This is a genomic window from Arthrobacter sp. TMN-49 (assembly GCF_054511095.1).
This window is the reverse complement of sequence record NZ_JBTNDH010000010.1, coordinates 55,980-79,514: the sequence shown is the minus strand read 5'-3', so window position 1 is coordinate 79,514 and position 23,535 is coordinate 55,980. Positions and strand designations below refer to the sequence as shown.

Here is a 23,535-nt window from a genome sequence, read left to right as displayed (position 1 = left end):
AGAAAGAGCGCCCAGCCGTCTGCGGATAACAGCGGGTACCACCGGGAGGGATTCCGGGCAGACCCGGGTTCCTCCCGGTTCACAGCTTAGATCTGCCGTGGCCTCCCGGCTACGGCAGTGTGGGGGTGGCGTCGGACTGGAGTTCCCACACGAGGTCTATGCCGACGCGGGCACCCTGCAGGGCGTTGATTGCGTCCTGACTTAAACCGGTGGTGTCGAACCGCCAGGTCCCGCGGTAACTTTGGGTTTCGCCCGGCGTGCCAGCCGTCTGCCAGGGGGCGCCACCGGTGGTGAAATCGTGGTTTACCGTGGACAGTGCGGCGAGGGACATTTCCGGGACTGTATTGGCGACAGACTTGAAGCCGGTGCAGTCATTGAAGGACCCGCCCGTGCCCCGCTCAAGGTCGAAGAAGATCCGGTTCTCTAGGCTCTTGGAGGTGGTCAGGTTTTGAGTGTAGACCCTGACCTCGCCGGGGACGTCGGAATGGGACGTGACGACGATGCACTTCTGGCCGGTCTGGCCGGGGACGATGTTCTCCACCGTGAAGGCGGCTGCACCTAGGTCATCGTCGGTGAGGGTTACGTTACCCGTGCTCCAGGAGCTGCCGGAGTTGCGGGTAGATGCCGTGAAGGCAGCCTGGGATCCTTGCCAGACCATTCCGCCGGCAATCAGGACAGCCAGCGGGGCGGCGCCGAACATGGCGATCTTACGCGTACGCGAAGAAGGAGTTTTCATGACTGAGACCTGTCTTGGAACCGAAGTAGTTGTTTTACTTGCCCGGTTTGCCAAACGGACCCTCCCAGGTATCCACAAGCCCCCCAAGCGCTGATACCGCCAACTGTACAGCAATGTCAAGTTATTCAGTGGCTCTAGCTGTCGCCTTCACGGCGCGCCACCCTGCACGCCCAGTCAACCGTCGCTTTCCTGTCGCAGGACCCTTGGCCTGGCTGCCTCAGGCAGGAAAAGTCAAAAACGGTCGATCGTGAGACAGGTTGGCTCGTAACCCGAGACGCCACCAGTTCCCGGAACGACACGGACCCGCCCCGTCTCGAAATACTGACCACCAGCAGATATTCTCACAACGACGAGATCTGTGGGAGTAAGAGAATGCGGGACGACCATGGTGGTCGGTTTTGCCGACGTCGCGGCCCAGGAATATCTGGATGTCATCAGTGATCATGGCTAGTGCGCCTTTGAACTAGTTCTTGTTCAAGGCCGACCAACCGTCGGTAGCAAAGTCTTACATCCACGTCATGACAGGCGTCCATGTTTGGCGCCGCGCCCCTAATCAGCAATCACCTCGCTACCATCCCAATCTCGGTGGCAACACCCGGATCATTGGTTAGACAGGGGAAAGACACCATGCCGAGATTGGTCGGCCGACAATCCCTATGATCCTCTTTATAGGGACTATCAAAAAGATAACGGGGTCGAGGAGTCTCCCGTGAACGAGGCTCCGGGCGGCCCCAGCACACGCAACGCGGAGCACGCGACGAGCAGGAGATTGTTTTGGGATTTATGACGCTTGGTATTTTCGTCGTCAGCATGAACGTATACGCCGCACTGTTAGTGATCCTGCGAGCGGGGCTCTACAAGCAACCGATCTACCGGCCGATGCTGCTCAACATCTGGTTGTCCATCTTGCCCGTTTTGATCCTTGGTGCCGCCTCCTTGATGCTCATGATGTCAATGGTGGTGTCGGGGCTGTCCGTCGTCACGTGGATTATTCTGATCGTTGGTTTCTTGGCATGGCTACTTGCCCTGCCAAATTCCGCATACTTGATCACGGAGTTGAATCTTAACCACCGGGCGGAAGACGAAAAAGTTCCCCTGTGGTATGACATCCTCAGTGTGCTGACGTTGGTGATGTCGGGGGTGTTGAATCTGCTCGTCAATTTACTCATCGTCAATCTCCTCTTCATGACGATGGTTTTCCAGGAGATGAGTGGTCTGCGTCAGCCCCTGGCAATCGCATTCTCGGGTGCGATCATGGTGTTGGTTAGCTTCGGGATCTACCTGGGGCGGTACCTTCGATTCAACAGTTGGGACATCCGTCATCCTCGGTCCATGGGGCACAAGATTGCCACGTACTTTCTGCAGACCGGCAAGCTCAAGGACTGTGCCTTGTTCGTCGTCGTCCACTCGATCTTCTTCGCCATCATGTACGGGTGCGTTGCAGTACCAATGCTCGACCTTGTTGAGTACTCCCAAACACTGCACACCCAACTTCGCTAACCACTGCAAGGACGTGTTTCCCTTCCACCTTTCAGGACGGAAACAGGGCAAATGCAACGAGCGGCCGTGATGATCCACTGGCTAGTTGGATCCTCTGGCGGGGCAGACGCGAACGCTCCGCAGTTCCCACCTGGGCCTGACGATTTAGGGTACCGGTCCTGTGAAGATGATGACTATGAACACTATTAACGGCTTTCCCCTTTCACGGCAAAGAACGAGAATCTTGGCGACCATGATCGCTGGCACCCTTGCGGTGACCGCTATGAGCGGCTGCTCGTTCGTTGAAAAACAAACGAGTGATGCGTGGTCGGTGAGCTACGAGGTCACAGTGGCTGGCGGTGAGCTGAATAGCCTCGGCTCCGTTTCCTATGACGAAGCCCCCTCGAGAGGTGAGGACTCTTCAACCGTGGAGAAGGGCACTGTTGCGACAACTAACTTGATCGATGCGCCCGGCAAGGCTCAATGGAGCGCCACGGCTCTGGTCACAGCCACCAAGAAAAGTTCGGTAGCGGCCACCCCGGGGCCCGGGTCGACCGCGAGCTGCCGCATCCTCCTGGACGGCACCAAGGAGATCGCAACAGCCGCTGCCCCCGCGGGCCAACCGGTGACCTGCGCGAGTACGACACCGGCATTCGAGAAAGAAAGCTAGGGCCCCTTTTTGAACAATCAGCTTGCAAGCCTCATCCCGGCAGTAGTTGACACCACCGAACTGGGCTCTCTATGTCGCTAGCCATCGGCCTGATCGGCGCCGGTCTCCTCCTGGTGATGTTCGCGTTCCCGTTCCTCGGACCCCTGGGATGGTTCATCCTTGGCAGAAAACACCCACCGTATCTGGCCACCCAAAAGCGTTAGCGGGGCGACCCCGGACCCAGCAGCTCTTGCAAGCCGTGGATGAGCCACGGGTTCCACCAGCTCCAGTCATGCCCGCCAGTGACCGAGCTGAGGCTAATGTCTGCTCCCAGTGCCGCCAAATGGTCGAAGAGCTGCTGGGACGTCTGGTGAATATCTGCCTCATAGATGCCCGCCTGCAGGCGCAACACCACCTGATCCCGCACCTTTTCCAACGGCTGCCCAAGGTCGTAGCGCCACAGTGACGGGGACTGCGCCAACGCCACACCCACCAGGTGGGGGTGCCTGGCCACCTGCCACAGCGCAGCAAGACCGCCGTAACTGGCCCCCGACACCAGGGTGGCGTTGGCATCGGCACGGACAGGCAGCCGCGCCCGCAGCAGCGGCACCAGGTCATTGGCCACAAAGTCCACGGTTCCTGTGGGCCCGCCGAGCTCTTCGGACCTGGTGTCTGAGTCCAGGGAGTCAATCATGGCCACATGCAAGGCAGGTACGACGCCGGTGCTGATCGCCGTATCTAGCGTCGCCTTGAGATTGAGGTACTTCGCCCACACCTGCCCGTCGTGCAGCAGCAACAGGGGGGTGTCGCCGTCGGAGGTTCCGGGTGGCGGGGAGTACAACCACACTGTCCGCAAGCGCCCGGACAGTGAATCGACAATGGATAGTTCGGCCAGCCCCGGCGAGGCCTGGGTGCCTGCCGGGCCAGTGTGCTGGGGCGTCCGTGTCCCGCCCAAGATGGGGCTTTCGGCTGATCTGTTGGGTGTGGCAGGGGCCAGCCACGGCGTGGCTGGTGCCCCGGGCAGTCGCAGCACCGAAAGCGCGCCGCCGTTCATGCCGGCACCCTGCACCGGGTTCAAGGGGTCCGGCCCGCCGGCGTCGGCTGCCATGCGAATGCTCCGGCGGTCCGGGCCTGCGCGCCAGGGCGCCGGCCCGGAACCGTGGTGCACGGTGATCCGGTAGCCACATTCCCAATCTGCCGGCATGAGCAACGTCAGCGCCCACAGGCCGGAATCGTGGACGTGCTCGAACTCGCTTGCTTCCACGTTTTGATGGTCAACAAGCGCATTCGCCGAGAGAATCACGGCCGTGGCGCTGGCATCACGGTGCAGGAAGGTCACAGCCCGGTGGGACGGATCGCCGTCGGGGGAGGGGGCGACCCGAGGTATGCCTCCGCTAGCGGGAGTGTTCAACAGATGCGCTTTCGCGTCAGCGTCCAGAGATTCCCAGTGGGCGGCGAATTGCCCCCTCAGCACTGTCACTGCGGGGGCGGGGCAGGCCACGGGGACCTTCGGCGCCGGGAAATCTTGGGCGCCGGCAAGGGCAGCTACCCCGCTCACACCGTCACCGGCGCCTGCTGCACCAGGCCGCGTGCTTCAGCCTCATCGTCTGGCTCCAGCGGCACCACCAACGGCCCGCCCGTGGCCGGATCCCGGATGACCACCGACTCAATGCCGTACACGAGGCGCATCACCTCCGGTGTTGCGATTTCACTGGGCGGCCCCTGTGCCACAATCTTGCCGTCCTTCATGGCGATCACGTGGTCGGCGAAACGAAACGCCAAGGCCAGGTCATGCAAAACCGTCACCAGCGTGTAGTCACCGGTGCGGTGCAGCCGTCTGCACAGCCGCAACACGTCCAACTGATGGGCTATGTCCAGAAACGTCGTCGGCTCATCAAGCAACAGCACCGGCGTGTCCTGGGCAAGGGCCAAAGCCAGCCACACCCGTTGACGCTGCCCGCCGGACAGTTCTCCCACGGCGCGCTCCGCCAGATCCGTGACACCGGTGGCGGCCATGGCGTCGGCAACCTTTGCCTTGTCATCCTCGGACCAGTGGCGCAACAAACCCTGATGGGGGAAACGTCCGCGCGCCACCAGATCGGCAACAGTAATACCGTCCGGGGCCGACGAATGCTGCGGGAGCAGGGCCAGCCGGCGGGCAACATCACGGGTCCTATAACTGTGAATGTCCCGGCCTTCCAGCTGTACCTCACCGGACGTTGGCTTCAGGAGTCGCGACAAGGCCCGCAGCAGCGTGGATTTTCCGCACGCATTGGGTCCAATGATGGCTGTGAAGGAGCCAGGCGGGATCACCACGTCCAGTCCTGTGGAGATTTGGCGTCCGTCGTAGCCAAGGTCCAAGCCCCGCCCGGACAGCACATCGCCGGGGGGTTGCCCTGGGCCAGGCCGTGGCGCGGTGGTGGATGTTTTCACGTGGATTCTCCCATCAGAGAGGGTTTGGTCGTTGAAGGCATTAGATGTTTTTGCTCCGGGTGACCAGCCAGAGCAGGTAACAACCGCCCACCAGCCCCGTCATCAGCCCAATAGGGACGTTGGCCTGCAGCGGCAAGCGTTGGGTGAGCAGATCACAGGCCACCAGCAGCGCGGCGCCCATCAGCGCACCGGTGCCCAGCGGGACATGCACGGAACGGGTCAAACGGGCAGCGAGTTGCGGGGCAGCCAATGCCACGAAGGCTATGGGCCCCACAGCGGCTGTGGCTATTGCTGTCAGTCCGACGGCGGCGGCCATGGAGGTCAGCCGGCTCGCCTCCACCCGGACGCCCAAGGCGCGGGCCACGTCGTCGCCCATTTCCAAGAGTTCAAGACTGCGTCCCTGGGTCAGCAGCACCGGCAACAAAAGGGTAACTGCCAGCATCACCGGGATGGCGTGATCCCAGCTTCGGCCGGCCAGCGAGCCCGACAGCCACAGTTGTGCCTGGGCAGCCAGGTCCTCATTGCCCTTGCTGAGCAGGACGGTGTTCACCGCTGACAGAAGTGCGCCAACACCTATGCCAACAAGCACCAGACGATAGCCGCCGCTGACGCCGCCGCGCACCGAGAGCAGGTACACCACGGCTGCGGCGAGAAAACCACCGGCGATGGCTGCCAAGGCGGTGGCGGCGGGGCCGGCGTTAAAGATTGTGATCTGGGCCACCGCGCCCGTGGCCGCTCCCGTGGTGAACCCAATGATGTCGGGGGAGCCCAGGGCGTTGCGGGAGATGGACTGGAAGGTGGCCCCGGCAGCCCCCAGACAGAGCCCCACACCAATGGCGGTCACCGTGCGCGGGAGCCGGATGCGCCCAATGACCATGGTGGCCTTGGGATTCTCCGAAAACCCGAACACGGCAGCCATCACCTCGGAGAAGGAAAAGGAGATGGTGCCTGTCTGCATTGAAACGAGCCCCAAAACGGCTGTGACGGCTGCGATGGCGAGACCCGCAGCCACCGTGCGGTTGCGCCACGGCCGCGGCGGAAGCCAGCTGCGTGCCGAACGGGTGGTGCCCTCACAGCCTGTGGTGCCGGGCAGCTCTGTCTTGTTCGTGCTCACAGCTGCACCAGCTGTCGTCGTCGGGCCAGGGTAATGAACACCGGCGCCCCAATAACCGCGCTCATGACGCCGGCGCTCAATTCTCCGGGTTGGGCGATGAGGCGACCCACAATATCTGCAATCAGCAACAGGAGCGCGCCCAGAACCATGGAGAAGGGCAGCAGCTTGCTGTGGTTGGGTCCCACCATCATGCGTGCCATGTGGGGCGCCGCCAACCCGAGGAAACCGATGGGGCCTGCGGCGGCTGTTGCTGCCCCGGCCAACAGCAGGATGGCTCCGGTGCCGAGCAGCCAGGTGGTGCGCATTTTCACGCCCAGGGCGTTGCCTAAATCGTTACCCAGTGAAAGTGAATCAAGACTCCTCGCCGTGGTGAGGCCCATGATGATGGCCACCACGCAGGCACCCAACACCCAGGGCACCACATCGTAGCCCCGGCCCTGAAGAGATCCGCTGGCCCAATTGACAAAGTTGCGCAGGCGTTGTGAATCGCCGGCAATGATGACGATGCTGGTGAACGATCCCAGCATGACGCTCAGCCCGGCCCCGGCCAGGACCAGCCGGATGGGGTTGTTGCCGGCGTCGTGGGCCCGTCCCAGCGCATAGACCAGCAGAGAGGCCGCAGCCGCCCCGGCAAAACCAAACCACATGTACTGCGCCGGGGACGTGGCACCAAAGAACGCCAGCCCCACGGCAACAGCCGCCGCCGCGCCGGCGTTGATGCCCAAGATGCCGGGCTCCGCCAACGGGTTCCGGGTCAATGCCTGCATCAGGGCACCGGCCAGGGCCAAGGCAGCGCCCACAGTGATGGCCAAAATAGTTCGCGGCAGCCGCAACTCAAGGACCAGCAGGTGGGTGCTCTCGGCCGGGTTGAAAGCTGTGATGGCATTCCAGGTATCGGTCAGCGCGATCGCGCGGCTGCCCGTGGACAGGCTGACAAGGCTCAAGAGAAGCAGCAAGGACATGCTCACACTCCAGGCCACCGTGCTTGAGGAGCGGGGGCGTCGGCTTTGAAACACCTCTAAGCGCCGCATCCGGCAGGGGACATCATGGTCATTCTCGTTTCATGGGTGACGGGGGACGGCCAACCTGCGGCGCCCCAGTGGGTTTGCATTGGTAAGCCTAACCTAAGAACCGATGCCCGTTGGTGCAGATTGCGCGGGACGTCCAAGTGGGTCCGGACCTGCGCCACAGCTGACAAAAGTGAGATGTTTCACAATCAAGCGCCAGAAAGGTGACTATCGGCGTCCCGGTGACCGCGGGGTGCGGCGCGGACCAGCAGGGGCGCTCGGCAGCGCGCGGGCCCCCTTGGGTCCGAGAACCCCTAGAACCCGGCACGCACACGGCCATTGGAGGTTGAGGGTCAGGGCTGGGTGGCCGGCGGGCGCGTTATCGCCTGCCGGCCGCGGCTGTCAAGGACCGGAAAAATAAATAACGTCATTAAAATATGACTTAAAGAACTTAGGTAAGGCTATGCTCTCTTCTGTTCACTTTCCCCAAACAGGGGCATCAAAAAAACGTCAGCGAGGCCAACACCATGGAGTCCCCGAAAGTAGTGCTCGTGACAGGGGCAGCCAGCGGCATTGGGCGGGCCTGCGCCCAGGCAATCCACCAGCGCAACAGCCCGGCGGATGTGCTGGTGCTGGCCGATACGGATGTTGCGGGCCTTGCTGCCTTGACCAAGGAGCTGACTGGCCGGCACGTGATTGCCGTTCCCACGGACGTGAGCGATCCGGCATCCGTGGATCTTTTGTTCTCACTCATTGCCGAACGCCGCGAACCGTTGGGGGCGTTGATCCATGCGGCGGGTGTGCTCGCCACGGGATCGGCATTGAACGCGGGCATCGATGTCTGGCGGCGCACCATGGCCGTCAATGCTGACGGCACATTCCTGATAGTCACGGCGGCGGCACGGCTGCTGCGCGACAGCGCCGCACCCAACAGGGCCATGGTGCTGATTGGCTCCAACGCCGCAGGGGTGCCCAGGGCCTCCATGCCCATCTATTCGGCGTCCAAGGCAGCAGCCGCCGCCTTGCTGAGGTGTGTTGGCCTGGAGCTGGCCCCACACGGCATCCGTGCCAACACTGTGTGCCCGGGCTCCACCAACACCGCCATGCAACGGGACTTTTGGGGGGATGATCCTGACGCCGGTGAACAATCAGTGCTCGACGGCGACCTGGCCCAGTTTCGGGTGGGCATCCCCCTGGGCCGGATGGCCCAACCCGAAGACATTGCCAACACGGCGGTGTTCCTGCTCTCGGAGCAGGCCCGGCACATCACCATGCAAGACATTTACGTTGACGGCGGCGCAACGCTGCGTGCGTGACGCGGCACAACTTTTAATGAAAGGCAGTTCATGACTGTGCAAGAAGCAGAATATTCAATCCCGGCCGCCGACTGGCTCCGTGACCCGCTCGCCGAGTACCGACAAGGCGATTTCCTCATGTCCGGTACCGCCGGCAGCGTCCTGGGCCGTGGCGGCAGCCGGCTGCGGATGGGTGCCCACAACAGCCACCAAGTCCTTTCCGATTTCTTCGCAGCATCGCAGCAACGCTCGGCCATTGCGGGGGTCCTTCCGTTCGCGCCGGGCCAAAACGGCGAGTTTGTTGTCATGGACTCCACACTGCGCGGCCCGCGACTTGCCGCCACCGGCGTTGCGGGTGCCGGGTTTGCGGCCGGCCCGGCCATGACGCTCAATGCACCCGACCCCCACTACACGGATGCCGTGGCCAAGGCGCTGACCAAGTTCACTGCCGATGGTTTGCAAAAAGTGGTCTTAGCCCGTTCACGCAGCACCACCCTGCCGGAGCCCCTGGACATGAATGAACTGCTGGGCCGGCTGATTCGGCAGAACCCGTCCGCCTACGTCTTTGCCGCACCGTTGCCGCACGGCAGGACCCTGGTGGGGGCCAGCCCGGAACTGCTGATCCGCCGCACCGGGACCATGGCGCTGAGCAACCCCCTGGCCGGGTCCGTTCCCCGCTGTGCGGACCCGGTGGTGGATATGGCCAACGCCAGGAAGCTGTTGGAATCTGCCAAGGACCTGCGCGAACACGCCATTGTGGTTGACATGGTGGCGGAGGTGCTCACCCCGCTGTGTAAGAACCTGCAGGTGCCAGCCGCACCGGAATTGGTGCGCACGGGATCCATGTGGCACCTCTCCAGCAAAATTGCCGGCCGGCTCAAGGATCCGGAAACTACCTCACTGGATCTTGCCTTTGCCCTGCACCCCACACCCGCTGTGTGCGGTTGGCCAACCCAGATGGCGTGCGAGGTGATCGAAGAACTGGAGGAAAGCAACAGGGGCTTCTATGCCGGGGCTGTGGGGTGGATGGACGCAGCGGGGGACGGCGAATGGGCCGTGAGCATTCGTTGCGCCGACGTGTCCAATGAAGAGATACGCGTCCACGCCGGGGCTGGGATTGTTCCCGGCAGTGTTCCGGAGTTGGAGTTTGCCGAAACTGAGGCGAAGTTCCGCACCATCCTGGCCGGTTTGGGAGTGTGCCAGGCATGAGGACACCGGGAACTGTGGCGTGGCCGCAAGAGCACGCCGACTACTACCGCCAGCAGGGCTACTGGACCGGCGAGCGCCTGGACGCCATCGCTGCCGGCCATGCCGTGCAGCGACCCCATGCCATTGCGCTGGTGGATGCCGCCGAGCGTGTCAGCTATGCGGAGCTGGAACTGCGGGTTGCCCAGTTGGCCGCGGGGCTTGCGGCTGCGGGGATTCGCCAAGGGGACAGGGTGTTGTTGCAACTGCCCAACCGGGTGTCCTTTGTGGTCACGGCCCTTGCGCTGATGCGGGCAGGAGCCGTCCCCGTGTACCTGTTGCCGGCCCACAGGATCAGTGAACTCTCAGCCATTGCCGCGCAGGCGGATCCGGTGGCCTACATTGGCCCGGCCGTTCATGACGGTTTTGACTACCGGGAGATGGCGGCAGCGTTGGCGCAGGGCATTCCCGGGGGCCTGATGGTCATTGTCGACGGCGCCCCGGGAGTCTCGCAGCTGGAGTTGGCGCAGCTGGCCCGGCTCGGTGGCACCAGCCCTCACCTGGCCCCGCGGGTGGACACCTCGGAGTTGGCGTTCTTGCAGTTGTCCGGGGGAACCACGGGCACGCCCAAGCTCATTCCGCGCAGTCATGACGACTACCTGTATTCGGTGCGGCAAAGCGTTGAGGTGTGCCAGTTCACGCAGGACACTGTGCTCTTGCTGGTGTTGCCGGCCGCGCACAATTTCCCCATGAGTTCACCGGGGTTCCTTGGCGCCTTGCTGGCTGGTGGGCGGGTGGTGCTGGCGGCCCATGGCGCCCCGGAGCCTTCGTTTGCCCTCATTGAGCACGAACAGGTCACTCACGTGCCGCTGGTTCCGCCCCTGGCGTTGGCCTGGACGCGTGCGGCCCAAAACAGCAAGGCCGTACTGAGTAGTTTGGACACCATTGCCGTGGGCGGCGCCAAGTTCCTGCCCGAGGCCGCCGTGGCCCTCCAACGAGTGATGGGGGTGCGGCTGCAACAGGTGTTTGGCATGGCTGAGGGTCTTGTCTGTTACACCCGGGCCGGCGACGACGCCCAGACAGTGGCCACCACCCAGGGCCGCCCCATGAGCGAGGCCGATCAGGTGCTGATTGTCGACGGCGACGGAAAGGCCGTGGCCGACGGGGAAGCAGGTGACCTGCTCACCCGCGGGCCGTACACCATTCGCGGCTACTACAAGGCCCCCGAACACAACACCACTGCGTTCACCCCTGACGGCTACTACCGCACAGGTGACATCGCCCGCCAGCTGCCCAGCGGCCACCTCGTCGTGGAGGGGCGCAGCAAGGACCAGATCAACAGGGGCGGGGAGAAGATCTCCGCCGAAGAGGTTGAAGACCACCTGCTGGCGCACCCCAACATTTTCGATGCAGCCATCGTGGCAGTCCCGGACAGGCTTCTGGGCGAAATCTCCTGTGCCGTCATTGTGGCTGACGGTCCGCCGCCCTCCCGGGCAGATGTTCACGCTTTCATCCGGGGCCGGGGCCTGGCCGCCCACAAAATCCCGGACCGGGTTCACATCGTGACAGCGTTCCCCGTCACAGGTGTTGGCAAGAACAGCCGGGCCGAACTGCGCCGCACTTTAAGGGAGCAACTGGCCCCGGCCGGCTAAACCCGCTCGAGCACCACCTTGGGGCACTCCGGCCCCCGCCTGCACCAACAATCAAAGGATTCCCATGCACAACGATCTTCCCCGCAGCATTGCCTACCCCATGCCCACCACCGAGCAGCTGCCCCAGCCCACTGTTCCGTGGGTTGCCGACCCCAGCCGGTCCGCCCTGTTGGTCCATGACATGCAAAAACACTTCCTGCGACCGTTCGGCGCGGACACGGAACCAGCAGCCTCCCTGGTGGCCAACGTTGCCGCGCTGGTCCAGCTGGCCCGCGAACTAGGCATTCCCGTCTACTACACGGCACAACCCGCCCACCAGCAGCCCGCCGACAGGGCCCTTCTGAACGACTTTTGGGGTCCGGGCATCGGTGCCAATGAGGACGGTGCCCGCATCATCGACGCGTTGGCACCGGAGCCGGGGGACACGGTGCTGACCAAGTGGCGCTACTCGGCCTTCCAACGCTCCGACCTTGCCGAGACGCTGCGCGCAGCAGGACGCGACCAGCTCATCATCACAGGCGTCTACGCGCATATTGGCTGCCAGGTGTCCGCCGCTGACGCCTTCATGAATGACGTCCAGCCGTTCCTGGTGGCCGACGCCGTGGCAGACTTTAGCGCCGAACACCACCACCAAGCGTTGGCATGGGTCGCCGGTCGTTGCGGCGTTGTCACGTCAACACAGTCTCTGGCTGACGCCTGGGCACAGCTGCCGGCCGCGAGCGCCGTGGCGAACATCAGCGAACAGGTGCGTTCACATGTTGCGGAGCTGCTGTATGTGGAGGCGGCCAGCATCGGGGACCACGACGACTTGCTGGAACTCGGCTTGGATTCCATCAGAATCATGGACCTGGTGGAAACCCTGCGCGGGGAAGGGTTGGAAGCATCCTTTGAGGTGTTGGCCGCCGCCGCCACGGTCCACGAGTGGTCCAAGGCCCTGGAACTCTCTGCCGCCGGGGCGAACGCATGAGCGCGTCAGGCAACCCCTTTGACCATGACGAGGGCATCTTTTTGGTCCTGAGCAATCTGGAGCAGCAGCAAAGCCTGTGGCCTGAGTTCGTGCCCGTGCCCATGGGCTGGCACACCATCTACGGCCCCGACTCCCGCACCGGGTGTACCGAGTACATTGAACGGCACTGGAGCGATCTCAGACCGTTGAGCCTGCGCAAGTTCAGCCGCTCATCAGCGTCCTAACCCACTCCTTACCGATAGGAATCCCCATGGCCACGCCGTCGTCCGCCACCCTTGCCCAGCACCCACTGGATGCCCCCGCCACGCTGCCCTTGGCCGGCGCGCAACCGGGGATCTGGTACGCCCATCATCTCGAAGGCGAGTACAGCAGCAGCTACAACGTGGCCCGCTATGCCCAGATCGACGGCGCGCTCGATCCCGTTGCGCTGGCCGAGGCAGTGCAACGCGGGCTTTCCGCCGTGGACACCCTTGGCTTCCGCTTCGGCGAGGTGCAGGGTGCGCCCATGCAGTGGCAGGAAGGTTCAGGCCTGGAACCCCTGGCCGTCATTGACCTGCGCGGTGAGGGCCAGGCCGCCGCCCACCAGCTGATGGCGGCTGACCTCGCCACGGAAGTCTCACTCAGCGGCACAACCCCCCTGTACAGGCAGCTGTTGTTGAGGGTGGGGGAGAGCCGGTGGTACTGGTATCAGCGCTACCACCACATTCTGGTGGATGGGTACAGCTTCAGCGCCATCACCCGGCACATTAGCGCCCACTACACGGCCTTGCTGCACGGCGCGCCCCCACCGGAGTCACCCTTCACCTCCTTTGCTGACGTGGTGGCGGCAGAGACCAGTTACCGTGGCTCGGCGGCCCAGGAGGCGGACGCCGCCTTCTGGCGTGAGTACTGCGCCGAGCTGCCACCGGCAACCACTCTGGCAGTGCCAGAATCCCTGACAGCTGCGGCAGGACCGGCCAGGCGCAGCGAGATCCGCCTCGACGCCGCCTTGACTGCCAAACTCTCCCGCATCGCCGCCACGCACAGGGTCAGCTGGGCAGATGTGCTCACAACAGCCATTGGCGCCTACGTGGCACGGATGGGCAACACGGCCGAGGTGGTGCTGGGCATCCCCTTCATGGGACGCATGGGCACGGCTGCCCTGCGCGCGGCCGGGCCCGTGGTGGCCGTGATGCCGCTGCGGCTGGCGTTCCCGGTGGATCTCTCCCTAGGGGAGATGGCCGCAACAACCGCGGCAGCCATGGGCGCCGTGCGTGGCCACAGCCGCTATGGTGCCGAGCAGATACTGCGCGACACCGGCAGGGTGGGCAGTGACACAGCATTGCACGGCCCCGTACTAAATCTAAAAATCTTCGAATACACGTTCGAACTCCCGGGGGCCGCACTCTCCACCCAGCACCTGTCAGCCGGACCTGTGGATGACCTGGAATTCGCTGTCTACAAGAACGGCGGCAGCATTGTTCTCGAACTGGAGGCCGCCCCGGCCCGGTACACGGATGAGGATCTGCAACTCCACGGGCAACGCCTGCTGGCCTGGATCACAGCGCTCGCAGCCGGAGACCAGCAAAGCCCCGCAACAACCACACTGCCACTTGCCAGTGAGCTCGCAGCCATTCAAGGCCCGTGGGGCACAGGCCCCACCCTGAGCGCTCCGACCGGCACCGTCATGGAACGCCTGGACCAGATGGTGAGGCAGCAGGGCAGCGAAACAGCCGTTGTGGCTGGCACGGAGACCCTGAGCTTCGCAGAACTTGGCCGACGCTCCAATGCCCTGGCCAGGCACCTCATCCGCCACGGCGTCGGACCCGGCCAGGTGGTCGCCGTCGCACTTCCGCGCTCCATGGACACCGTGGTGAGCATTGCTGCCGTCCTTGCCGCGGGCGCCGCCTACCTGCCCCTGGACCTGGACTACCCCGTCGAGCGGCTGGCCTACATGCTCGACGACGCCGCACCCGGCCTCCTCATCACCACCACCGAGCTGCCCTCCCCGCTGCCCTTCAGTGGCCACGTGGTCACCCTCGATTCCGCCGCCACCCGGGCTGACATCGCCGAGCAAGCGGGCGCGCCCATCCGCCAAGCCGAGCGGCTGCGCCCGGTAACGCCCGCCGACCTGGCCTACATTATTTACACCTCCGGCTCCACCGGCAAGCCAAAGGGTGTCATGACACCCCACGCCGGCCTGTCCAACCTGCTGTCCAACCATGAAGAGGGAGTCTTTGCGGCAACCGTCCAAGCGCTCGCAGGGCGGAGGGTGCGGGCAGCCCACAGTGCGTCGTTCTCCTTTGACACCTCCTGGGAGCAGTTAATCTGGCTGTACCTGGGGCACCAGCTACACGTCCTCGATGATGAACAACGCCGCGACCCGCAGGCCATTGTGGATCTGGTCCGGGCGGATCGCATTGACGCCATCGATGTGACACCGTCACTGGGCACTCAGTTGCTCGAATGCGGACTGTTGGCACCGGGCGAGCACCACCCCGCCCTAATTTTGTTCGGCGGTGAGGCTGCCTCGCCGGCGTTGTGGACAGCCCTACGCGCCCACAGCGACGCCGGCACCCACGGCCACAACTTTTACGGCCCCACCGAATACTCCGTGGACACCTTGGGGGCCTCCGTCGCGGACTCCGTGCACCCCGTGGTGGGCGGCCCCGTTGGCAACACGAAGGTGTTCATTCTGGATGAGCGGCTGCGCCAGGTGCCCGTCGGGGTGGTGGGTGAGCTGTACATTGCCGGTGACGGCCTGGCCCGCGGCTACCTTGGCCGGCCCGGGCTCACAGCCCAGCGCTTTGTGGCCTGCCCCTTTGGCAACGGCGAGCGCATGTACCGCACGGGTGATCTGGTGCGGTGGCAACGTGATGGGCAGATTGACTACCTCAGCCGCGCCGACGATCAAGTCAAGGTGCGTGGACACAGGGTTGAACTTGGCGAGGTGGAGGACGCCCTGGGCAGCCTGCCCCAGGTGGTTGCGGCCGTGGTCATTGCCGAGGACCTGGGCCACACCAACCGGCTCATTGGCTACTTTGTGCCGGCCGCTGGCAGTGAGCTGGCCAGCCACGACGCCCCCCAGACGCACCTTCGTGTGCTGTTGGCGGCGTCGCTGCCCGACTACATGGTGCCAGCAGTGCTGGTGCGCCTACCGGCGCTGCCGTTGACTGTCAATGGAAAAGTTGACCGGGCCGTCCTGCCCGCACCCACCGTCATGGCAGCGGGCAGCCGCCGGCCCCCGGCCAACGACCGCGAAGCCTTGATGTGCGTGGCCGTGGCCGATGTGGTGGGCCAGCCTGTGGTGGGCCCCGATGAGGATTTCTTTGTGCTCGGTGGCGACAGCATTTCCGCCATGGCCGTGTGCGGGGCAGCCCGCCGGGCCGGCTACCAGCTGCGTCCTCGCGACGTTTTCGCCCAGCGGACACCCGCGGCCATGGCAACGGCGTTGCTGCCCCTGACCGCGCAGCAGCGTCCCGAGGTGGCCGTCACCGGTGTTGTTGACGCGCTGCCCATCCACCACTGGCTGGCCGAAACTGCTGGCGTGAACGTCCGCTACGCCCAGGGTGTCTGCGTCACGGTCCCCGGTGCGCTCACGGCAGATCTGCTCCGCGAGGCGCTGGCCGAGTTGTTCCGCGTCCACCCTGCGCTGCTGGCTCGGCTCGCCGGCGTCGAACTCAGCATTCCCGCCCCCGAGCGGATCCCCGGAGCCGTGGCACTCGCCGTCACAGACCTCACCGGGCAGCCCCTGGCCACTGCCGACACGGAGTTCCCTGCCGCCGCCGCGCGCCTTGATCCCGACAACGGCGTCATGGTGCAGGCAGTGCTGCTTGCCGGCACCGAGCCGGGGGACCGGCTGCTGGTGTTGGCCATCCACCACCTAGTGGTCGACGGCGTCTCCTGGCGCACGCTGCTGCCCGACCTTGAGCAGGCGGTCACCATGCTCCTGGCCGGTCAGCGCCCCCTGCTGGAGGACGAACAGACCTCCCTGCGGCAGTGGGGCCAGGCGCTCAGTGCTCAGAAGAAGTCGCGCCGCACCGAGTTGGGCCAATGGTTCCAGCAGCTGCGCGGCGGCACGGATCCACTGGGACGGGGCACCCTGGACCCCGGGCAGGACACCCACAATACTGCCGGAACGGCCCGCATCCTGCTCAGTGCCCACGCCACCACGGCCATCCTGCACACCCTGCCGGAGGCCTGCGCCGCAACTGTTGAGGAAACCCTGCTGGCAGTCGCGGCACTGGCAGTCGCCGGGCACTTTGGCCAGGAATCCCTGCAGCTGACCCGTGAATCGCATGGGCGACACAGCGACGCCGACGATCTGGAACGCACTGTTGGCTGGTTGACCGATGAACACCCACTGTTCCTGGACTTCGCCGGCATTGATGCGCAGCGGCTGGTTGCCGGTCAGGGTGAGCCGCTGTCCGTGCTGCGCGTACTCAAGCAGGCAGTGCGGTCCACCCCGGCCGACGGCATGGGCTACGGCATTTTGCGCTACCTGGATGCGCCTCAGCAGCCGGAACTGCGTGCTGCCGCGGCACAGAATCCGCCGGCACTGCTGGTGAACTATCTGGGTCGTTTCCAGCAGGCTGAGGGTCATTTCACCCCCGTGCAGCAGGGAACTGTTTTTGCCGACGCCTTCGCCGTCAGCCAGGACGGGGCCATGGCCCTGACCCACCCGTTGGAACTCAACGCCTTCCTCGACGGCGAACAGCTCGCCCTGGGATGGACCTGGGCCAACCGGCTGCTTTCGGTCGAGGACGTGGCGGCAGTGAGTCAGGCCATGGAAGCAGCGGCAGCCGTGTTGGCGGACTTCGCCAGGACACATCCGGCACAGGCGGCAGCGCAGCTGGTTCCGGCCGACGTCCCCGGTACCGGCCTGGATGCCCAGGCGCTGGCCCGCATCGAGGCTGACCATGGCCCCGCGCTGGCGGTGCTGCCCCTGGGGCCGCTGCAACTTGGGCTGTTGTTTCACGACCAGCTCGGTGCCCAGGGCGGCAACTACAGCTCAGTGACGACACTGGAATTCGGTGGCACAGTCTCCGGCGAGCGCCTGCGTGCGGCCCTGGAAATGCTGCTGGACGCGCACCCGCAGTTGGGTGCCTCCTTCAACCTGGGCGCAGCTTCTGCCCCCGTCCAGGTCATACCGCACCCGGTGTTCCGGTCGCCGCTCGACTTTGCCGAGGTGGTGATTGCTGACCACGCCGATCCCGCGGCAGCCACGCTGGAGCTGGAGCGCAAGGAAGCGGCGCGTGCCTTTGACGTTGCGCGGGGACCGCTGCTGGCCGCCAGACTGGTGCGGTGGGCCGACGGTTCGGCCCGCCTCCTGCTCAGCGCCCACCACCTGCTGGTGGACGGCTGGTCCACACCGCTGATCGTCAAGGCGCTGCTTGAGTGCTACATCACTGGTCGGACCGGCACCTCCAACGCACTGGAGACGTATGTCAGCGCCAGCAACGCCCGCCGCGCCGTGGCCGCAGACGGGACAGCCTGGGCGCAGGCACTTGACGGCGCCACGCCCACCTTGCTCGAAGGCACCCTGGTGCCGCACGCCGTCGCGGGGGAGCCACTGGAATCCGCCACCACACTGGCTACGGAGCTGTGCGCCGCCCTGTTCGCCACCGCTCAAAAGCACGGTGTGACGCACAATTCCATCTTCGCCCTGGCCCATGCCCTGATGGTTTCGGAGCTGACGGGCAAGAACGACGTCGTCTTCGGCACCACAGTCTCCGGCCGCGAGGACGAACACAGCCACGGTGTCATTGGCCTGTTCACCAACACCGTCCCGGTCCGGGTGCGGCTCAACCCTGCCCTGGCCGCGGCCCTACAGTTGGCGCCGCTCCAACAACACCAGGTTGAACTGCGTGAACACGCCCGCCTGGGGCTGGCCGAGATTCAGCAGCTGGCAGGCACGGGCACCTTATTCGACTCACTGTTTGTCATGGAAAACTACCCGGGCGACGACGAAGCACAGCAGGCAGGCACCACCGATCTGGTCCTGACAGGTGTGGGAAACCGTGGCTACACGCATTACCCGCTCACCGTGCTGGTCCTGCCGGGCACTACCGCCGGCCCGGGCAACGGCTACAAGGTGGTTGTCGAGCACCGGCTGGGCAGCACCATCGGAGCCACCTTGCTACCCCGGTTCCTGGCTGCCCTGGCACGGATCACCTCCCCTGACCAGATGAGCCTGGCCGCCACCAGCTCCTTGTTGCCGGCCGAGAAAGCGGCCATTGACAGCGGCAACGCCACCGGGCAACCTCTCGCCCCGGTGACGCTTCGGGATTTGCTGGATGGCCGGGGGACAACGGCGCCCGGCGCAGTGGCACTGCGTGACGGGGAAACCACCCTCAGCCACGCGGACCTCCGCCGCGCGGTGCTGACACTGGCCGCGCGGCTGCGGCAGGCAGGTGTGCGCACGGGTGACCTTGTGGCTGTTAGCATTCCGCGATCCGCCCAACTGAGCATCGCCCTGCTGGCAGTGATCGAAGCGGGGGCGGCGTACCTGCCCTTGGACACCGGCTACCCCAAGGAACGGCTGGATTACATGCTGGCCGACGCCGCACCCGCTGTTGTGGTGACAACGCCTGCACTGGCGGCCGGTTTCCCCGAGACAGTCGCACGGATTGTGATCGATGCTGAGCCCGGGGCTTTGTTCGGTGAAGCAGACATGGCGTGGCGCCAGCAGGTTGCCGCGGAGTTGTCGCCCCACCACCCGGCCTACGTCATCTACACGTCCGGCTCCACGGGGCTGCCCAAGGGCGTGGTGGTGCCGCACGGCGCCATCGTGAACCGGCTGGTGTGGATGCAGGCCAGCTATCCACTGGATGCCAGCGATGTGGTGTTGCAAAAGACGCCCTCCAGTTTTGACGTCTCGGTGTGGGAGTTCTTCTGGCCCTTCATTGCCGGGGCCGGTCAGCTGGTGGCCCCCGCCGAGGTCCACAGGGACCCGGTTGAACTCCAGGCGCTGATGCGGCGTGGGGCTGTCACCACTGTGCACTTTGTGCCCTCCATGCTGGCTGCCTTCCTCGCCGAATCCGGCACGACAGTAACCGCAGGGCACGCCGTGTCCCTGCCTGCCCTGCGCCGGGTGTTCTGCAGTGGTGAGGCGCTCTCGCGTGAGCTGTGCGAAGCGGCCCAGGATCGCTTTGGGGTGGCCGTCCACAACCTGTACGGGCCCACCGAGGCGGCCATCGACGTCAGCTATTTCGCCGGCGCGGAAGCCGAAAACGGGCAAGTCTCCACCTCTGTTCCCATCGGCGCCCCGGTTTGGAACACGCAGTTGCACGTTCTGGACGGGATGCTGCGTCAGGTGCCGCCGGGGGTGGCAGGGGAACTGTATCTGGCCGGTGCACAGTTGGCCACAGCCTATCTGGGCCGGCCGGCTCTTACGGCCAGCCGGTACGTTGCCAACCCCTTCGAGTCCGGCACCCGCATGTACCGCACAGGTGACATAGTGCGGCGTCTGGACAGCGGCGCCCTGGAATATCTGGGCCGCGGGGATGACCAGCTCAAGATCCGTGGCCAACGCATTGAACTTGGCGAGATTGAGGCCGTCCTCTCAGCAGTTCCGGGGGTGGACGCGGCTGTGGTGGCCGCGAAGTCGCTGGGTGGCACCGCGGCCATGGCGGGCGCAGATAACAGGTCCCTGATCGCCTATGTGGTGCCAGGCGCCGCTGCCGGTGGGGCCGGCCCGGACGCGCTGCTTTCGCTCTGCCGGGAGCAATGTGCCGCCAGCCTGCCCTCCCACATGGTTCCGGCGTCGTTTGTTGTGTTGGCGGCACTGCCCCTGACCAGCAACGGAAAACTGGACCGCAACGCCCTGCCCGTGCCCGCACTGGCGTCCACCGTGGGGCGGGCACCCCACGGCTGGCTGGAGGAGACCATTGCCAGCGCATTCGCCACGGTGCTGGGAGTGCCGGTGGCGGGGGCGGAGGACGATTTCTTTGCCCTGGGCGGCCATTCACTGCTGGCCATGAGGCTGGCCGCCGAGCTGGGACGCACCCTTGGCCGCAAAGTGGCGGTGGGCACTGTCATGACAACAGGGACCGTGGCGGCGCTGGCACGGCAGATCGACGGCGCCTCGGACGGGCGGGAGGCGTTTGCCGAGATCCTGCCCATCCGCAGCGGCAGCACCAACCCACTGTTCTGTCTCCACCCGGCGTCGGGCTATGCCTGGCAGTACAGGTCCCTGGCCCCCTACCTGGCCAAGGAGCAAACACTCATTGGCCTGCAGTCACCGCGCCCCGCGGGGCCACTGGCCTCGGCCGCGCAGCTCGTGGAGGTGCACACCAGGCACTACAACACCATCCGTTCACTGCAGCCCCATGGGCCGTACAGGTTGTTGGGCTACTCCCTGGGCGGCACCATCGCCCAGGCCATCGCCGCACGGCTCGCGGCCGAAGGCGAGCACGTGGAGTTCTTGGGGCTCTTGGACACGTACCCGCCGGAAGACCAGGACTGGGGCGCCGGCGCCGAGGCGGACATTGCCGCCGAGGCTGAGCGTGAACAGCTGGGACTCGACGGCGGCGACGATGAGTCCCGCGCCGACCGGGAAGCCATGACCGAGGACATCATTGCCAACTACAAGGACTCGGTCAGGCTGCTCTCCGCCGCCAGCACCGGGCATTTCCCCGGCCGGGCCGAACTCTTCGTGGCGGCCGCCACCGTCCCGGACGGTTTTGATCCGGAACGGGCGTGGGCGAAGCGGGTGGACATTTTGCACGTCCACCCGGTGGACTGCGCCCACGAAGACATCCTGTCACCGGCAACACTGCCGGTGCTGGGCCCACAACTGGCCAAGTTGCTGGCAGAGCTCCCCGGCAACACTCACCGAAAGGCTTCAGCATGACCATCTCAACCACCAGCGAATCCCGAATCACGCTGCGCATGCATCCCCTAGTGCCGCGCCTGCTCCACGTGGTGGACCACCACTTGTTGGCGCCCGCCATGCGCCGGATAGTGCTCGGCGGCGAGGACTTGGCGCAGCCGTTCCCCTTTGCGCCAATGACGGTATCGGACCATGTCAAGTTGGTCTTTCCCGAAATTGAGTCGGCCGAAATCCATCTGCCCACAGTGGTCGATGACCGGCTGGTGATGCCTGTGGGCCGTCCGAGGCCGCTCTTCCGCGACTACACCGTGCGGTCCTATGATGCCGCCGCGCGGCGCCTCACCATCGACTTCGTACTCCATGACCACGGCGTGGCCGGGCGTTGGGCCCAGCACGCAGCAATCGGTGACGCCTTGGGGGTGCTGGGCCCGCGCGGCTCTCACCTCTATCCGACAGATTTTGAGAACTACTTGATTGCCGGTGATGAAACGGCCCTGCCGGCCATGGCCCGCTGGATCGAAGAACTGCCCAGCGGCGCCTGCGCGAAGGTGTTCATCAGCCTGGCCTCGATGGCTGAAAGGATCGCCCTGGTGGACCGCCCGGGCATCTTCGTCAGCTACCTTGACCGTTCCGCCCACGGCCCGGCGGTGCTGCTGGAGGCAGTGCAGAGCTTTGTCAGACCTGCGGGGGAGTTGTTCGTCTGGGTGGCCGGGGAGGCCACGGCGATCAAGCCCATCCGCCGCCATGTGCGCGATGTGCTGGCCATACCGCCGGCGCATGCGGACATCGACGGCTATTGGAAGGCCGGCGTCGCCGGTCTGGACCATCACGAACAAGACGACGATGACTGAGCCGAGGAAAAGCACGTTCCTGCGCGGCTTGGTCATCGACACCAGCCCCCTACGCACCAGCGCGGCGCTCAGGCGCATCTTCATAGCCCGCACCATCTCCATCTTTGGTCTGGGCATGCTGGCCGTAGCAATCCCGATGCAAATCTTCGAGCTCACCGGCTCCACCTTGCAGGTGGGTCTTGCTGCCACGATGGAAGGCGTCTGCGCGTTTGCCGGACTGCTGGTGGGCGGGGACTTGGCCGACAGGTTCGACCGCCGCAAGATCATCTTGTACTCACGCATGATCGGTGGCACGGGATTTGCCTTGTTGGCCGTGAATGCGTGGCTCCCGGAACCCTCCGTGGTCGCCATCTATGTGGTGGGCGGGGTGGACGGCTTCTTTGGTGCACTCAGTGTCACGGCGCTGATGGCCGTAACACCAACACTGGTACCACGGCATAAACTGGCCGCGGCCGGTGCCTTGAACATGCTCACGGTTCGGCTGGGCACCATGGCCTCGCCAGCCCTGGGCGGCGTCATCATTGCTGTGGCCGGTGTTGGTTGGAATTATGCAGCGGCGGCCGCCGCAACGTTGCTGACCATCACCTTGCTGACAGGGTTGCCGTCGCTCAAGCCGGAACTGGCGGGGCCACGCAGCCACCCCGTGCGCGCGGCAGCCGAAGGGGCCGCATTCGTGTACCGGCAGCCGGTGGTGAGGGCTGTTGTGGTGCTGGGCACCCTGGAGACCATGGCCTCGGGCATCAGAATCATGCTGCCGGCGCTGGGTGTTGTGGCGTTAGGTGTGGGGGCCCAAGGCACGGGACTCTTGTATGCTGCGGTGCCGTGCGGCGCTGTTGTGGCCACCTTGCTGAGCGGTTGGATTGGCCAGACCCGGCGGCCCGGGCGTGCCATGGCACTGTTCTCCATTGCCTCCTTTGTCTCCCTCGCGGTGCTGGGGCTCAGTCGCGATCTAGTCAGCGCACTGGTCCTTTTGACCATTTTCGGAGCTCTCAGTTCCCTCAGCGGCATCTTGCAGTATGCCCTGGTGCAGGCGCACACACCCGATCACATGTTGGGCCGTGTCAACGCACTGTGGATGGCCCAGGAAGTGGGCGGCGATTCCGTGGGCGCCCTGGGCCTGGGTGGGCTGGGCCGCGCCGTGCCGGCCACAATGGCTGTGCTCATTTTTGGCACAACAGCCACTGTGGCGGGCGTGGCCGGTCTGGCCGGTTTCAAGACCCTGCGCCGCACAGGGGCCATCGCGACGAGCGCGCCCGAGCAAGCTGAGCCCGGGCCGTTTGGGCCTGAGACGTTCGACGCCGGTACCGGGCAGGCGGCGTCCGCCAGCTCCTCCGCGGCGGCCACACCATGACCGC

Annotated in this window: 15 protein-coding genes; 10 read left to right on the top strand and 5 right to left on the bottom strand. The window is 65.1% G+C overall.

Annotated features, from left to right (window positions below; all coding sequences use genetic code 11):
• Window positions 1-109 precede the first annotated feature (109 nt).
• The gene (locus ACX80E_RS06565; protein WP_459301104.1) at window positions 110-736 is read right to left on the bottom strand and encodes a hypothetical protein; all 627 of its coding nucleotides are present in this window, start codon (window positions 734-736) and stop codon (window positions 110-112) included.
• A 783-nt stretch (window positions 737-1,519) separates the two neighbouring features.
• Between ACX80E_RS06565 and ACX80E_RS06560 the strand changes: the two genes are divergently transcribed.
• Window positions 1,520-2,236, top strand: coding sequence for a DUF1361 domain-containing protein (locus ACX80E_RS06560; RefSeq protein WP_459301103.1), 717 nt, complete (start codon window positions 1,520-1,522; stop codon window positions 2,234-2,236).
• A 175-nt stretch (window positions 2,237-2,411) separates the two neighbouring features.
• Entirely contained in the window at window positions 2,412-2,885 is a 474-nt protein-coding gene (locus tag ACX80E_RS06555) for a hypothetical protein (protein ID WP_459301102.1), read from the top strand.
• A 199-nt stretch (window positions 2,886-3,084) separates the two neighbouring features.
• Here ACX80E_RS06555 and ACX80E_RS06550 read toward each other — a convergent pair whose 3' ends face one another.
• Genes ACX80E_RS06550 through ACX80E_RS06535 form a run of 4 tightly spaced genes read right to left on the bottom strand, consistent with a single transcriptional unit; the run spans window position 3,085 to window position 7,373 of the window.
• Entirely contained in the window at window positions 3,085-4,422 is a 1,338-nt protein-coding gene (locus ACX80E_RS06550) for an enterochelin esterase domain-containing protein (RefSeq protein ID WP_459301101.1), read from the bottom strand.
• The gene (locus ACX80E_RS06545) at window positions 4,419-5,297 is read right to left on the bottom strand and encodes an ABC transporter ATP-binding protein (RefSeq protein WP_459301100.1); all 879 of its coding nucleotides are present in this window, start codon (window positions 5,295-5,297) and stop codon (window positions 4,419-4,421) included. The genes ACX80E_RS06550 and ACX80E_RS06545 overlap by 4 nt, the downstream gene beginning before the upstream one ends.
• A 40-nt stretch (window positions 5,298-5,337) precedes the next feature.
• On the bottom strand, window positions 5,338-6,411 hold the full coding sequence (locus ACX80E_RS06540) for a FecCD family ABC transporter permease (RefSeq protein WP_459301099.1): 1,074 nt from the start codon (window positions 6,409-6,411) through the stop codon (window positions 5,338-5,340).
• Window positions 6,408-7,373: a FecCD family ABC transporter permease gene (locus ACX80E_RS06535; protein WP_459301098.1), complete on the bottom strand. Its 966-nt coding sequence runs from the start codon at window positions 7,371-7,373 to the stop codon at window positions 6,408-6,410. The genes ACX80E_RS06540 and ACX80E_RS06535 overlap by 4 nt, the downstream gene beginning before the upstream one ends.
• Window positions 7,374-7,945: 572 nt before the next feature.
• On the opposite strand from ACX80E_RS06535, the gene ACX80E_RS06530 reads away from it, so the two are divergent.
• From ACX80E_RS06530 to entS, 8 genes are all read left to right on the top strand, one after another.
• A complete protein-coding gene (locus tag ACX80E_RS06530; RefSeq protein WP_459301097.1) occupies window positions 7,946-8,734 on the top strand; it encodes an SDR family oxidoreductase in 789 nt (262 codons plus the stop codon).
• A 30-nt stretch (window positions 8,735-8,764) separates the two neighbouring features.
• Complete coding sequence (locus tag ACX80E_RS06525; protein ID WP_459301096.1) at window positions 8,765-9,922, top strand: isochorismate synthase; 1,158 nt, start codon at window positions 8,765-8,767, stop codon at window positions 9,920-9,922.
• Window positions 9,919-11,550 (top strand): (2,3-dihydroxybenzoyl)adenylate synthase, encoded by a 1,632-nt coding sequence (locus ACX80E_RS06520; protein WP_459301095.1) that lies wholly within the window; start codon window positions 9,919-9,921, stop codon window positions 11,548-11,550. Before ACX80E_RS06525 ends, ACX80E_RS06520 begins: the two co-directional genes overlap by 4 nt.
• 64 nt (window positions 11,551-11,614) lie before the next feature.
• The gene (locus ACX80E_RS06515; RefSeq protein ID WP_459301094.1) at window positions 11,615-12,517 is read left to right on the top strand and encodes an isochorismatase family protein; all 903 of its coding nucleotides are present in this window, start codon (window positions 11,615-11,617) and stop codon (window positions 12,515-12,517) included.
• A complete protein-coding gene (locus ACX80E_RS06510; protein WP_459301093.1) occupies window positions 12,514-12,741 on the top strand; it encodes an MbtH family protein in 228 nt (75 codons plus the stop codon). The genes ACX80E_RS06515 and ACX80E_RS06510 overlap by 4 nt, the downstream gene beginning before the upstream one ends.
• 26 nt (window positions 12,742-12,767) lie before the next feature.
• Window positions 12,768-21,350 (top strand): amino acid adenylation domain-containing protein, encoded by an 8,583-nt coding sequence (locus tag ACX80E_RS06505; RefSeq protein ID WP_459301092.1) that lies wholly within the window; start codon window positions 12,768-12,770, stop codon window positions 21,348-21,350.
• Window positions 21,347-22,180 (top strand): siderophore-interacting protein, encoded by an 834-nt coding sequence (locus ACX80E_RS06500; protein WP_459301091.1) that lies wholly within the window; start codon window positions 21,347-21,349, stop codon window positions 22,178-22,180. Before ACX80E_RS06505 ends, ACX80E_RS06500 begins: the two co-directional genes overlap by 4 nt.
• Window positions 22,173-23,531, top strand: coding sequence for an enterobactin transporter EntS (gene entS, locus ACX80E_RS06495; protein WP_459301090.1), 1,359 nt, complete (start codon window positions 22,173-22,175; stop codon window positions 23,529-23,531). The genes ACX80E_RS06500 and entS overlap by 8 nt, the downstream gene beginning before the upstream one ends.
• Window positions 23,532-23,535 lie beyond the last annotated feature (4 nt).